This is a genomic window from Paucibacter hankyongi, from assembly GCF_037482915.1.
GTDB classification, from domain to species: domain Bacteria; phylum Pseudomonadota; class Gammaproteobacteria; order Burkholderiales; family Burkholderiaceae_C; genus Paucibacter_A; species Paucibacter_A hankyongi.
Genome location: NZ_JBBHJX010000001.1, coordinates 779,966 through 793,431, shown reverse-complemented (window position 1 = coordinate 793,431; position 13,466 = coordinate 779,966). Strand labels below are relative to the sequence as shown.

Annotated in this window: 11 protein-coding genes; 3 read left to right on the top strand and 8 right to left on the bottom strand. The window is 63.4% G+C overall.

Annotation, left to right across the window (positions count from 1 at the left end; genetic code table 11):
* Positions 1-80 precede the first annotated feature (80 nt).
* The 5 genes from WG899_RS03430 to WG899_RS03410 form a co-directional block, all read right to left on the bottom strand.
* Positions 81-1,049, bottom strand: coding sequence for a Tim44 domain-containing protein (locus WG899_RS03430; RefSeq protein ID WP_339594206.1), 969 nt, complete (start codon positions 1,047-1,049; stop codon positions 81-83).
* A 142-nt stretch (positions 1,050-1,191) separates the two neighbouring features.
* Positions 1,192-1,950 (bottom strand): SDR family NAD(P)-dependent oxidoreductase, encoded by a 759-nt coding sequence (locus WG899_RS03425; protein ID WP_339594205.1) that lies wholly within the window; start codon positions 1,948-1,950, stop codon positions 1,192-1,194.
* 45 nt (positions 1,951-1,995) lie between these two features.
* Complete coding sequence (locus WG899_RS03420) at positions 1,996-2,637, bottom strand: DUF938 domain-containing protein (protein WP_339594204.1); 642 nt, start codon at positions 2,635-2,637, stop codon at positions 1,996-1,998.
* Positions 2,638-2,659: 22 nt separating this feature from the next.
* On the bottom strand, positions 2,660-3,355 hold the full coding sequence (locus WG899_RS03415; RefSeq protein WP_444718805.1) for an RluA family pseudouridine synthase: 696 nt from the start codon (positions 3,353-3,355) through the stop codon (positions 2,660-2,662).
* A gap of 5 nt (positions 3,356-3,360) precedes the next feature.
* Positions 3,361-3,777 carry a protein-tyrosine phosphatase family protein gene (locus WG899_RS03410; protein ID WP_339594203.1) on the bottom strand — a complete coding sequence of 139 codons (417 nt, stop codon included), beginning with the start codon at positions 3,775-3,777 and terminating at the stop codon, positions 3,361-3,363.
* Positions 3,778-3,951: 174 nt separating this feature from the next.
* Between WG899_RS03410 and WG899_RS03405 the strand changes: the two genes are divergently transcribed.
* Genes WG899_RS03405 through WG899_RS03395 form a run of 3 tightly spaced genes read left to right on the top strand, consistent with a single transcriptional unit; the run spans position 3,952 to position 6,931 of the window.
* Positions 3,952-5,016: a questin oxidase family protein gene (locus WG899_RS03405; RefSeq protein WP_339594202.1), complete on the top strand. Its 1,065-nt coding sequence runs from the start codon at positions 3,952-3,954 to the stop codon at positions 5,014-5,016.
* Positions 5,013-6,308: an MFS transporter gene (locus tag WG899_RS03400; protein ID WP_339594201.1), complete on the top strand. Its 1,296-nt coding sequence runs from the start codon at positions 5,013-5,015 to the stop codon at positions 6,306-6,308. Before WG899_RS03405 ends, WG899_RS03400 begins: the two co-directional genes overlap by 4 nt.
* Entirely contained in the window at positions 6,305-6,931 is a 627-nt protein-coding gene (locus tag WG899_RS03395) for a helix-turn-helix transcriptional regulator (protein WP_339594200.1), read from the top strand. The genes WG899_RS03400 and WG899_RS03395 overlap by 4 nt, the downstream gene beginning before the upstream one ends.
* A gap of 24 nt (positions 6,932-6,955) precedes the next feature.
* Here the strand turns inward: WG899_RS03395 and WG899_RS03390 are convergent, their stop codons facing one another.
* The 3 genes from WG899_RS03390 to WG899_RS03380 are packed head-to-tail and all read right to left on the bottom strand — an operon-like array spanning position 6,956 to position 13,463.
* Positions 6,956-7,708 carry a TVP38/TMEM64 family protein gene (locus tag WG899_RS03390; RefSeq protein ID WP_339594199.1) on the bottom strand — a complete coding sequence of 251 codons (753 nt, stop codon included), beginning with the start codon at positions 7,706-7,708 and terminating at the stop codon, positions 6,956-6,958.
* Positions 7,705-11,694, bottom strand: a complete 3,990-nt coding sequence (locus WG899_RS03385; RefSeq protein ID WP_339594198.1) for a non-ribosomal peptide synthetase — start codon at positions 11,692-11,694, stop codon at positions 7,705-7,707. Before WG899_RS03385 ends, WG899_RS03390 begins: the two co-directional genes overlap by 4 nt.
* Entirely contained in the window at positions 11,667-13,463 is a 1,797-nt protein-coding gene (locus WG899_RS03380; RefSeq protein WP_339594197.1) for a cyclic nucleotide-binding and patatin-like phospholipase domain-containing protein, read from the bottom strand. Before WG899_RS03380 ends, WG899_RS03385 begins: the two co-directional genes overlap by 28 nt.
* Positions 13,464-13,466 lie beyond the last annotated feature (3 nt).

Genomic DNA, 13,466 nt, shown 5'->3' with positions numbered 1-13,466 from the left:
AGCAATAAAAAAGGCCCGCGTCGCGGGCCTTTTTTTGTTTGATGAGTTCTTCGGTGTTGGCAATGAACTCAAGGCTGAACTCAGGCGCTGGCTTGAATGCCGGCAATCGCCCACTCACGGCTTTCATCGACAGGGCGCACCAAATGCCAGATCTCATCGAAGTTCTCGGCGGCGGTGTCGCTTTGCTCGCGGATCAGGCCCCAGAAACGCACGCTGACGATTTGTTGCCCGTCTTCTTGGACGCGTTCAACCACCTTGGCATCGAGTTGCAACACTTCGGTGGATTGTTTGGCGCCCTTGCGGTCGAGCAGGTCTTGCTGAATCACCCCATACATTTCGGGCGTGGTGAAGCGGCGCAGATCGGCTTGATCGCCGGCATCATTGGCGGCCTGCAAACGGATGAACACGCGCTTGGCCAATTGCTCGAAGCCAGCGGCATCGAAGTTGTCCATGGCCACGGGAGCCGCGGCCATTGCCGGCGCGGGCACGGCCGCAGGCACTTGCACAGGTGCCGGTGAAGGCGCTGGTGCGTAAGCTTGTGTGGTGGATGCCGCAGGGGCGGGGTTTTGTGGCGGCTGAGTTTGGGCCGGGAAGGGGGCGCCAGCGCCCGCGAATTGCATGCCCTCGGGCTTGGCCTTGTTGGCCGCGAACCGGCGCATCACAAAGCCAATCACAAACATCACCGCGACGCCCAGCAGCAGCATGGTCATCATATTGGCCAAGGCTCCGCCCATACCGAAATGGCTGGCCAAGGCGGCGATGCCCAGACCGGCGGCCAAGCCGGCGATCGGGCCCATCCAGTTGCGCTTCGGTGCGGCGGCCGCAGGTGCTGCAGCGGCACCCGGCGCCGCCGGGGCTGCTTGTTGCGGAGCCGGCGTTGCGGCCTGTTGTGGCGGCGTGCCCTTGCTGGCGTCGTGAGTTTGTTGCGGCGTGGCGCGCTTCATGCCGGACGACCCTCCGCCGCCCAGCCGTTTCGCTTCGGCGTCAAACGAAGTCAGGCTCATGGCCAAAACGGCGACCGTTGCACTCAACACAAAAAATCGTTTCACTACAAGCTTCCTCCTGGCCAACATTGGCCGTTGCTGCCATTTTGGGGCAGCTGTGGCTTTCTCAAGCCGACTCCGACAATTAACAGGGCGTGAACAGCAGATGAATGGCGGCTCGGTCGCTTCAGGCTCTCCGTGCGCCAACTCAAGCGTCGCGAACATCGGCCAAAACGGTTTGACCAAAGTCCGGACGGGCCAGATAGCGCAGCACCTTGCCGGCGGCTTCTTCGGGACTCATCAATTGCCCGCTGTTTTTGAAGCTGGCAAACACGGTTTGGTCTGGGAATTTGCTCGGGTCGCCGCTGCGCAATTGCAACTGCATGTCGGTGTCGATGATGCCGGGTGCGAGCGAAACGATGCGGGCCCCTTCGGGCTTGGCGGCCTCATCCAAAGCCATGGCACGGGACAGATTGTCCATCCCGGCCTTGGCTGCGCAGTAGGCCGCGCTGCCGGCCATTGCCCGTCGACCCAGCCCGGAGGAAATATTGAGGATACGGCGCTGCCTTCCTAAGCCGGCTGTGCCGCGCAGGAAGGCGCTGCTGAGCAGCAGGCAGGCTTCCAGCCCCACCCGGATGGCGTTGGACAGATCCTGCAATGACGCGTCTTCAATCGGGCCTGGTTGTGCCACAACCCCGGCGTTGTTGATCAAGCATGCCTGGCTGAAGCGGCCACTTGGCTGAGCCTTTAGCCAGGCCTGCAGGGCTTCGGCGGCCGCCAGAGGCTGAGCCAAGTCGTGAGGCCATTGCTCAAGGGGGGCGGAGAGCGCCTGGCCCTCGGCGCTCAACTCGGCACTGACGCCGCGAGAGATGCCGATGACCAGGTGTTGCGGTGACAGCAATTGGCGGGCCATGGCCAGGCCCATGCCGCGCGAGGCGCCGCTGATGATGTACAGGGATTGGGTCATGAGGGGTTCCGGCAGTTTGGGTGGGTCGTGCGTGTTGATCAGGGCTTAGGAGCAATGCAGGGCTTGTGTCTCTGCCGCGTCACGGTGCGGCTCAAACACCAGCAATAGATTGTTGGCGGGCATGTGCAGGCGCTGCCGCCGCCGCAGGCCAAACTGCTTGGCAACATCGTCGACCTCGGCCAGCGAGCGCAGGCCCCAAGCTGGGTCACGGCGGCGCAATTCGGCATCAAAGTCCAGGTTGCTGGGCGCGGTGGTTTCACCGGGGACGATGAAGGGCCCGTAGACGATCAACAGGCCATGCTCGCTCAGGTGATAGGCAGCGCCGCGCATCAAGGCCGCACAGTTGGACCAGGCCGAGATGTGCAGCATATTGGCGCAATAGATCAGATCAAGTCGGCAATGCGCTGTAGGCAAGTGCCAGTCTTGCTGCGCCACATCTAGCTTCAGCGGTCTTGGTCCGTGCGGGCAGCGGGCCGCGATCGATTCCAGCGCCGGGTCCGATGGATCGGAACCCAGCCACTGCCAGCCGGGCATGGCGCGGCTGAAGTACTCCAGGTGTTGCCCGCTGCCGCTGGCGATTTCGAGTGCCCGCCCGTGGCTGGGCAACAAGGTCAGCAAGGCCTCCAGAATCGGCTGGCGGTTGCGTTCTGCGGCCGGCGAATGAAGCAGTGCGCTGTTGTGGTTCATGGGTTTAGTGGCGGCCAAAACTTCAAAACTCGGGCGGACATTCAAAGAGCAGATCCAGGTCGGGCAGGCTCAAGGAGCTGGCGTGCAGCAGCAAGCGCGGGGCGGCGTCGGCCACTTCGCCATAGAGCGTATCGCCCAAGATCGGGTGTCCCAGCGCTAGCATGTGCACCCGCAACTGATGGGTACGGCCAGTGATGGGTTCGAGCAACACCCGAGTTTGCTTGGCGGTGTTCGACGCCGTATGGAGTGGCCGGTAGCGGGTCAGCGACGGCTTGCCTTCGATGGGGTCGACCTTTTGGCGCGGGCGATTGGGCCAATCGGTCAGCAGCGGCAGATGGATCTCCGCCCAATCGTCATGGGGCGTCAGCAACTGGCCTTCAACAATCGCTTCATATCGTTTGTGGACTCGGCGCGCCTCAAACGCCATGCTGAGCCGGCGTTGTGCGGCCGGGCCTCGGGCCAGCAGCAGCAGTCCGGACGTGGCCATGTCCAGTCGGTGCACGATCAGCGCTTCGGGGAACTGTTGCTGCACCCGGTGAATCACGCAGTCTTGTTTGTCCGGCCCGCGGCCTGGTACCGACAGCAGCCCGCTGGGCTTGTTGACCACCAGCAAGTCTTCATTGGTGAACAGCAGGTCAAACGTGCCAATAGCACCAATAGCGCCAATGGCGCCAATCCCGCCGGGCAGGGCGAAATGCCTCTGGGCTGCTGCCGTCATCGCGGTCAAAACTGGTCGACCCAGCCCGATTGCAAGGCCGATTGCGGGTTGGATCCCGCCGCTCTGACGGCCGCCAGGGCTTGTTCCCGGCTGGCACCCAGGTGTTTCAGCACGCAGGCCGCCACGGTGCCGGTACGGCCGAGCCCGGCGGCGCAGTGCAGCAGCACCTGTTCGCCCAAGGTCAGACTGTGGCAAATCTGTTCGACACCGAATCGAAACGCGCTTGGGTCGGCGCCGAGACCGAAGTCCCGCATCGGCAGGTGTTGCCAACGAAAGGGCAGCCGGCCTTCGGCAATCGCCTTGTGATAGGCCGGCGAGAGTTGCGCCACTTCTTCCAATGGATTCAAACACACCACCAGGTTGAGACTGCGCAGGCGGGCTTCGTCCAAAAAGCTGCCCCAGGACTCCAGTCGACCTGGCATCGATTGCAACCAAAGACGAGCTGCGGTGTTGTTCGGGCTTTGAAGCGAGGCGGGGAGGGTGAGCGGTCGAAATGGCATGGCGCTATTTTGGGTCAAAGCCAGCAAAGGCCTGACGCTGAGCTGGTTAATAAACAAAAAGTTTATATATTGATGAGGCTAGGGCATGATGAGGCCATGCTGAAGACTCCCGATCCCATCCTGACGCAGGCGCTCGACCAGGCGCTTCGCTATGGCCCGCAATATTCCGGCTCGACGGGCTTGCGTTTGAGTACCCATTTGCCCATGGTGCTGCTGGCCTTGCGTCGGCTTGGCGGCGATGAACAAGCCTTGCAGCGGCAGTTGAATTGGGCCGAAAAGCGGCTGGAATTGAGACTGCTGGCCGAGCAGCCGAGCCTGGTGCCGTCAGACCCACTCCCCGAGCCACCCCTGGGCCAGGATATGCCAGCCTGTCGAGCGTACTTCGCCGCGCGTTTGGCGCAGCAGTCGCCCTTGTCGGTCTTGCGGCATGACTTGCCTCGGCTGTTGGCTGCGCCAGAAGCAACCGCCTTTCATGGGCTGATTCGACTGGCCTATGCCTGGGAGTCCGGACATAAGCCCGAACTGGCCGAAGCCCTGGCGCATTGGTGCAGCAGCTTCGACCCGCTTGGGCCGCCTTGGGTGAAGCCGGCCGAAGTCGATGTGGCAGGCGCTAAGTCCGCGCCCGAATCATTGCGAGAAACGCTGCTGGCTCTGCGCGCTGACACGAGGTTGGCGATGCAGCCCCTGAAAGACACCACCATCATGACCGACATGGCCATTGCACATGCGATGCCAGGATTTGCGGTTTATGTGGGACGGCCGCATTTGAGTCTGGAGGCCCTGGCCGAAGCCTCCTTGGCGGTCTATCTGGGCTCGCGTGCCTTCACCGCCTTGCATTTGGTGACGGGGCTGCATGCGGCGCGAGTGCTCTTGCAGGCTGTCTCTTTTGATGAAACGAGCGAGGCGGGACAAACAGTTTTGCGCGCCTTGTGGCGCGCTTGGTTGGCGGCCTATGTGTCCATTGGGCGGCCTGAGCCGGCCTGGGAGCGGGTTCATCAAGGGCAGGCCGAGGAGGCCCATTGGGACCGTGTCATCCCCGCCCTGATGAGCAGCCCGAATGAACACGACATCAAGTTGGCCGATGCGACCCGTGAGGAGTGGCGGTACCGCGGCTGGCCGGGCTACGCGCTTTGCTTGCGCCAAGACGGAGCCGGCGCATGAATAGCGTGCTGAAGCCGATGCAGGGTACACCGGCCATGCATGTACGCCATCCGATGTGGGTGCTGGTGGCGGTGTGCGCGATGGCCTTGATGAGCACCATCGGCGTGTCCATGCCTTATCCGATCTTGGCACCGATTTTTGTCGGTGGCCCGGTCGACGACTTCACGCACTTCGCGGGCTTGGATCCGAAGTTTTTGATGGGCTTGGCCTTGGCAGCCAACCCTTTGGGCATCTTGTTGGGGAGTTTGTTCATTGGTCCAATGTCGGACCGCTACGGGCGCCGCCATGTGCTGGGCCTGACGCTGAGCGCCACCTTGCTCGGCCATGCTTTGACCGCCTATGCCTTGAGTGAACGGGACTATGTGCTTTTCACCTTCGCTCGCCTGGTGACCGGTCTGACTGAGAGCAATGTGGCCGTGGCCCGCGCCTTGTTGGCTGATATGCATGAACAAATCGACCGAACCCGAGCCTTCGCCTGGCTCAACGCCTGCTTGTACATGGGTTGGTTGCTCGGCCCCTTGGTGGGGGGCTTGAGCCTGCCCTTGGGCGAACCTGTGCCCTTCATGCTGGCCGGTGCGGCGATGTTGCCTTGTCTGTTGGTGCTGATGCTCTGGGTGCCGGGAGGGCTAGTGCCGGATGCGGCCGAGCCGTCACAAAAGACGAGCTTTATGAGCGAGTTGCGAGAGCAGCAGGTGCTGGGGCTGTTGCGACGCGACCCTTTGTTGGCCACTCTGTTTGGGCTGCAACTGTTTTATTGCCTGGGCGTCAACGCACTGTATGAGTTTGCGCCGCTGTGGATGTTCGAGAACCTGGGCTTTGGCAGCGTGGGTATTGCCTGGGTGACGGCGGCGCAATGTGCCGCCATGACCACCGTCAGTGTGCTGGCTGGGAAGATGCGCCAGAGTCGTCGGCCACTGCGTCGTGCCGGCTTGTTGGCCCTGTGCGCCGCGCTGGGACTGAGCGCCCTGGCCGTGCTGCCGGGCCGCCTTGGTTTGGCCGCCATCATTGGCCTGGGCCTGCCGCTGGCGCTGTACAACGCGGTGCTGCCGGCCTGGATGTCGGAGCGATTCGCGGCCTATGGGCAGGGCCGTGTGATGGGCCTGCTCTCCACCATTTTTTGTTTGGCCAATGTCGCGATGGCCTTGCTGGGCGGCTTGATTTCGATGCTGTCTACGCGTTGGATCATGGGCCTGGGCGGACTCACCAGCGTCATTGCTGCGCTGGCGCTGTTGCGCCTGGCCGAGCAAGTCAAGAACGAGGTGCGTGAGCCAATGAACGGTGTGAAGCCATGAGACAAACCGCCGATCAACTGCTGTATCAACTCAAAAGCCGCGGCCCCCAGCCGGCCAGTGCCTTGGCCGGCGCCTGTGCGATCACGCCGATGGGGGCGCACAAACAGCTTCAGGCGCTGCTGGAGCAAGGCTTGGTGGAATTCAGTGAGGCCGCCGTCGGTGTGGGGCGGCCGAGTCGAATATGGCGGCTGACGGCGGCGGGCCATGGGCGCTTTCCGGATCGTCATGGCGAGCTTTCGATTCAGTTGATACGCCAGCTTCGCCAGACGATGGGGCCGCAAGCCTTAGATCAGTTGATTGCTGCAAGAGAGGATGAGAATTTCCAGCAATACCAAGCCCGTTTGGAGGGCTTGGGCAGCTTGGCGGAGCGTGTGCAGGCCCTGGCTGCACAGCGCGCCGAGGAGGGCTATATGGCCCGCATGGAGGTCGACGCGAGCGGATTTTTGTTGATTGAAGACCATTGCCCCATCTGTGCTGCAGCGACCGAGTGCCAGGGCTTTTGTCGGTCGGAGCTGAGCTTGTTCCAGCGCTGCTTGGGCGAGCAGGTCACGGTGACCCGCAGTGAACATCAACTGGCGGGCGCCAGGCGGTGCGTGTATAGGATCGAGCCCGGTCGCTCCTGAAATCTGAATGGGTTTTTTGTCTCTTCAGTCCGGCCCGGATCGGCTTGGACGAGATTTCCGCCGATGTCGATGCCGATAGTGCTGCCGATAGCGCCAAGCAAGGCCCAGCAAGGCCAGCAGCGCCACCAGCCCCAGGCTCAACAGCAGCGCGGGGCGACCCAACTCCTGAGGGCGCTGCATCAGCGCCAAGATCCAGTCCATGAAGAACGCCATCGCCAGGATGCTGGGCGACATGCCCAGGGCCGAACCCAGCAGCATGTCGCGCAGTCGGATGTGGGTGGCACCGGCCACCATATTGACGACGGCGAAAGGTGCGAGGGGCACCAAGCGCAAGGTGATCACCGTCCACAGGCCGCGTTGTCCCAGCGCCCGGCTCAGCAGACGCACGCGCGGGCCGGCCAAGCGTTGCAAGGCCTGGTGACCCAGCAGGTGCCCGATGGCGTGGCTGATGCTGGCGCTGATCAAAGCCCCGACCAGCACCGCCGCGAAACCTCCCCAGGGACCCAGCGCCGCGATCATCAGCAGCGCCAGCAGGCCCAGCGGCACCGCCAAGGTCAGCGCCAAGGTGAAGGCCGCCAATACCCAAAACGGCCCGGCCGATTCGGCCAAGGCCCGCAACTGTGTCAATCGCTGGCTCAGGTCGTCGCTGCCGGTGCTCCAGTAGACCGCCAGAGCGAGCAAACCCAATAGACAAGCGCCCAGCAGCAGCAGGCGCCATACCGGACTTCGGCCTTGCTTGGATTCATCGCCAGGCGCAATGGGCTCCTCCCGCCTCATGCGTCGTCCTGCTCGCCTTGGCTGTGCATGAATTGCTGCATCGCTTGGGCTAACTCATCGACGTGGCTGGGTTCAAAGATTGAGCCATGCAGGCCCGTCACCACCCGCGTTTGCATGTGCTTGGGCAAGATCCGGTGCCAGGCTTGGAACAGCAGTCGGTTCCAACCGGCCAGGCCGCTGGATTTGAGCAAGAGCACCGGGCCCTCGAAGGCCTGGCAGTGATGGCCGCGCAAGGCCATCACCTGGCTGATCAGCCCAGGGTCGCTGAACATGGCGCTGAGCCGCCGGCCATTCATGCTCAGTTCTTGCATGTGCAGCTTGCGGACCAGCCAGCCCAAGGTGCGCCAGGAGGCGGCGCCGCCAAATACGGCATCGGGGTGGATGGTGTCCAGCAGCATCAGTCCGAGCGGCGGGCGGCCCCGGCGCTGCAACTCGCGGGCGGTTTCAAGCGCCGTGACGCCGCCGACCGAAAAACCGGCCAACCAGACCGGACCCGCTGTTTGGGCTTCGATGGCATCGGCATAGAGCGAGGCAAATTCCGTCATCGTGGCAGGGGGCGGCTCCAGCGGGGCTTGCAACATGAAAAGCTGAGCGTCGCCTTGCAGCGACTGAGCCAAATTCTGCAGGCGCAAGATGTCACCAAATCCAGAGGCCGCCAAAAAGATCGTGGCTTGCGGCGCCGTGTCCGTTGACGGGATTGGGCTGGCGCTGGTCAACGGACGGACGATGCCGGGCCGGGCTTGCGGGAGGCTGAGCGCTCGGGCCAGTTCGGCAATCGTTGGGTGCTCGGCCATCAGGTGCAGGGGCAGGTGCCGGTCAAGGCGCTCTTCCATGGCGCCGAGGATGGAGAGGGCGGCCAGCGAATCGCCGCCCAGGTCAAAAAAGTTGTCATGCACACCGAAGTGCAAGGCCGGCCGCAGCGTGCCGGCCTCGGGCGGCGGGTTCAGGGCTTGACTCCAGAGTGCGTGCAGCGTGTGCTCCATGGCGGTGCTTGCGGCTTGCTGCGCAGCGCCTTGGCGAGTCGCTTGCGAGGCGGTCTGTCGCGGCAGGGCGGCCACGTCGATCTTGCCGTTGGGGGTCAAGGGCAGTTCGGGCAGGCAGATCAGCCGGCTTGGGCGCATGTAGTCGGGCAGCCGTTGTCGCAGTCCGGCTTGTAGGGCCGCGGGGTCAAGCGCCGAGCCTCCAAGCCAGGCGTGCAGGGCCGGCGCCTGCCCTTCGGCGCGGATCAATTGAACCAGCGCCTGCTCGACGCCGGGCTGCGCCAGACAAGCCGCTTCAACATCCCCCAATTCGATCCGGTAGCCGCGCAGCTTGACCTGTCGGTCGGCGCGGCCACTGAAGTGCAGCCTGCCCGAGGCATCGATCCAACCGCGGTCGCCGCTGCGATAGATGCGAGGCTGGCTTTGCTGTGGCTGAGCTGTTTGAAAGGGGTCGGGCAGGAAGCTTTGTTGGTCCAGGTCCGGCCGACCCATATAGCCGCGCGCCAAGGCGCCGCCGCCGATATAGATGTCGCCCTGCACGCCATGAGGTTGCACCTGCAGGTCCGGCCCCAAGACGTAAATACGGGTGTCATCGATGGGCAGGCCGATCGGCAGTTCTGCGTCGATGGCTTCGGCTTGACAGGGCCAGGCGGTGGCGAAGATGGTGGCCTCGGTGGGACCGTAGACGTTGTACAAGCGGGCACCAGTTTCACGGACAAAGCGCTCGGCCATCGCCGGCGACAAGACCTCGCCGCCGCAGCAGGCCACACGCAATTTGAGCGGCTTGCCCGATTTGAGGAGTTGGGCGGCCCCTTGACCGCGCCAACCGGCCAGCAGCCCGGGCAGGGTAGAGGGCACAAAGGCACTGAAGGTCGCTCCATGGCGCTGAATGAACTCAGCGAGTTTGTGCGGATGCAAACGGCCCGGTGGCGGCAGCGCAATGCTGGCGCCGTGGGTCAGCGGCAGCAGCAGTTCGATCAGGGACGGGTCGAAGCCCAGTTGTGTGCCCTGGGCCGAGCGGTCATCGGCGTGGATGGCCCAGGCCTTGGACAGCCAAGCCAGCCGGCGCGACAAGGCACCATGCTCAACCATCACGCCCTTGGGCCGCCCGGTTGAGCCGGAGGTGAACAGCACATAGGCCAGATCCTCCGCACCGGCCTTGGCCCAGGTCCACAAAGCGGGCGGATCTTCTGGGGCCAAACCTGCCGGTGCTTCCGCAAGCGGCGAGTCGAGCGTCAAGCGCAGGCAGCGGCCGTGCAGGCTCTGTAGCTCCGCTGGGGCTGTCGGCGCCAATAGCAGCGCGACCGCGGCGCTGTCGATCAAGATGCCGCTCAAACGTGCCGCAGGAGCCTGCGGGTCGAGTGGCAAAAAGGCGGCTCCCGCTCTGGCAATGGCCAGCAGTGCCACCACCATCTCGGGTGAGCGCTCAAGCGCCAAGGCCACCACTTTGTTGCGCGCAGCGCCCAGGGTGCGCAACTGTCCCGCCAACATTTCGGCGCGGCGTGCCAGCTCACCATAGTTCATCTGCCCTTCGTTCCAGACCAGGGCGCAGCGCTCGGGCCAGAGCGCGGCCTGATGCAGGAACAGATCGATATAGGGCTGCGGAGACTCCAGCTGCGCCAGATCTTTGTGCAGGCCTTCGAGCAGGGCCCAGCGTTCTTCGGGCGGTAGCAGGTCAAGCTGCTCAAGCGGGGTTTCTGGACGGGTGGCCAGCGCCTGGGCCAAGTTCCAGAGGCGTCGGCCAAGCAGATCGGCTTCGCCGGGCTCGTAGCAAGCGGAGCTGGCTTCCAGCACCATTTCTGGGTCTGCATTCGCGCCAAATTCGCACAAACTGATGGCTAGCGGGTAACGCGCTAGGCCGGCGAACAGCTGTCGCGACTCAGTCAAACGGGCTTCACCAAAAGGCAGATCGTAGTCTTGCCGTTCAAATGACAGCAGCACATCGACCAAATGGTCCCGGCCATCACGCAGCAAGTGCAGATGCTGAGCCAACTCACTGAGCGGGTAGCGCGGATGGCGCAAGGCTCCGAGCATCTGCTGGCCGACTTGATGCAATAAGTCGGCTGCGCTTGCGCCCGGTTTGAGTTCGAGTCGAATCGCCAAAATGCCAGCAAACATGCCTGGCGTGTGTAGATAGCGCCGTCCCGATCGGTTCAGACTCGGCACGCCGACCAAGACTTCTGAGCGCTGCTGTGTGCGCCCAAAGTAGAGAGCCAAGGCCGCCAAGAAACATCCGAAAGGCCCGCTGCCCAAAGCCTCGGCCGCCTCGCTCATGCGCGCGTAGTCTGCTCGTGCAAGGCGGATGTGGGCCAAATGAGCCGGTGGCAAATGATTGAGCTGCGGCCGCGGGCCGCGAGCTTCGATCAACGCCGGCGGTACCTGGCCGACATGTTTCAACCAATAGGCGGAATCCTGTGCCAGCTGTGCGGAATTTTTGTAGGCCAGCGAAGCGTCGATGAAGTCCAGGTAGCCGGGCGCCTTGTTGGCCGGTACTGCTTCAGCGCTGCCAAGTTCTTGATAGATCTCGCTCCAAAGCCGCATCACCAGGCTGCTACCCCAGCCGTCCATGACCAAATGATGGAACTGGATGGTCAGTCCCCACAGAGCGGGGCCGGCGCTTAGCAAGGTGAAGCGCCAGGGAGGCCGGCCGTCTAAACCGATCGGCTGGCGGATGCTGGCTTGCCAATGCTCGCGCATGGCTTGTTTGGCGTCCGCGTCACGCGCCGCTAGTTCGATGACGGTCAGTTCTGGCCTGTAACTGCTCAACAGGCTTTGTTGACCGTCGGTTCGGGGCACTAGGCGTAGGGCATCACAGCGATCGACCAGCAGTTGCAGCGCCTGCTTGAATCGCAGCAGATCAAGTTGGCCAATCAAAAAGCCCGCGCCGCCAATGTTCAGGTGCGCGCTATCGGGCCAAGCGCGCTGATCCAGCCAGACTTCGCGCTGACTCAAAGACAGCGGGATGCTGCTTGCATGGTCTAGGTCTGTTGTTTGTGAAGATCCCATTGGCCAATTTTTTCCATCGCGTACCGGTAGCCGACCTCGACGATATCGGCACCTCGGCCGTAGGCCATGAGCGCAAACTCGGCCACAGGGGGCTCCAGATAGTGATCGGCTTGCGAAATGGTGCGAAAGCGTTGGTTCAGTCCGCCGACATGGGTGGCGCTGTACAGGATGTCGGTGATGCCGGGCGAGGCTGGCGCATTTTTGAAGGCCATGCGTTTGAAGGTGCTCCAGGTGCTGAGGCGCGCCAAGCCTTGGTCGGCGCGCAGGTTCTCGCGCACATCCACATCGATGGCGATGATCATCCCGTTGCCGCGGCGCCGCTCCAGCTTGGTACCCAAGCGCATGCGCATCGGTTGCACCGGGACGTTCTCCAAGATTGCACCATCCACTAGCAAGGCGCCGTTGTGCAGCACCGGCGGCAGCAGGCCGGCCGGTGAATTGCTGGCCAACACGGCCTTCCAGAGCGGACCGCTGTCCAGCACCTGGGTGTTGCCCAGGCTCAAATTGCAGGCGGCCGCGAAGTAGGGGCGCCACAGCTGCTCGATCAACTGGTCTCCGAACATGCGCCGCAAATCGCGCTCCACGCGTCGGCCTCTGACCAGCGATACCAAGGGTAGCGCAGGCCACTCGCCACCCGAAGCAAAGCGTTGCGTCTGGCTGAGGATCTGCGGCAATTCATGGCCGCAGGCATATTGCGCACCGATCAGAGCGCCCATGCTGTTGCCCCCGATCAGGTCCACCGGAATGGCGGATTCCTGCAAAGCGCGCAACACACCCAGATGCGCAAAGCCGCGCGCCCCGCCTCCGCCCAACACCACGCCAACGGCACAGCCGGTCAGAAACCTTGCCAGTCGCTCGGCATCGCGTCTGCGGTTCAAACGCAGGGGATAAACACGCTCCAGATCTCGGCCTTGCACCCAGGGGCCTGGGAGCGCCGGAACAAGTGCGTCCTGCGCGTGCAGCAGGGCCAAGTGCTTGCGTTTGAGTGCGTGCCCCGCTTCTTGGGCCAGTGCCATCTCGATGGCCGTTAAACCGGGCTGGGCATCGGCGTTGGCGACGAATATCAACTGATCGGCTTGCCGGAAGGCTTGTCTCGTCCAGGCCTTGTGTGCCTCGCCCTCTTGGGCGTTCGCCTCGTAGACGATGAACTCATGCTCGTCTTCCAGCCGGGCCAGTTCATCACTGGGCAGCGGGGCACGCAGCAGCGCTACACGGCCCTGTTTTGACAAGGCCAGCGTCAACTCGCGTGCCAGGGCCTCGGTCGGTACATCGGCCCGCAAGGGAATCAACGCAAAGGTCTGTGCCATGCGGTTCTCGCCGGCTTCATTGGCATTGCGCAGGCGATCGTAGACGGCCTTCAAAAAGACTTGAGACAGCGCCAGTGGGTAGCGTTGCAGCAAGGCTTCATAGGCGCTGCGACTGAGCAGGGCGAGTTTGGAGTCGCGCACCGCGGTCACATCCTGGGCGCGCGGTTGGCCCAGGATCAACCCCAATTCACCGATGCTCTGGCCGGGTTGAACCTGGTTGTACAGCAGCACTTGGCCGGAGCGGTCTTGACGTGACACCCGCAGGCCGCCGCTGATCACGAAGACGATGCTGTCGGACTCGGTGCCCTCAATGATGACGCGGTCGCCCCCATGCACGCTGCGCAAGTCGATGGCGTCGGCCAAGGCCTGCAGAATGTCCTCATGCAGGCTGCCAAACACCGAGCTGCCGCGCAGGACATCGATCACACGCTGTTGCTGTGCGCGAGGGGACTGAGGCTCCATGGG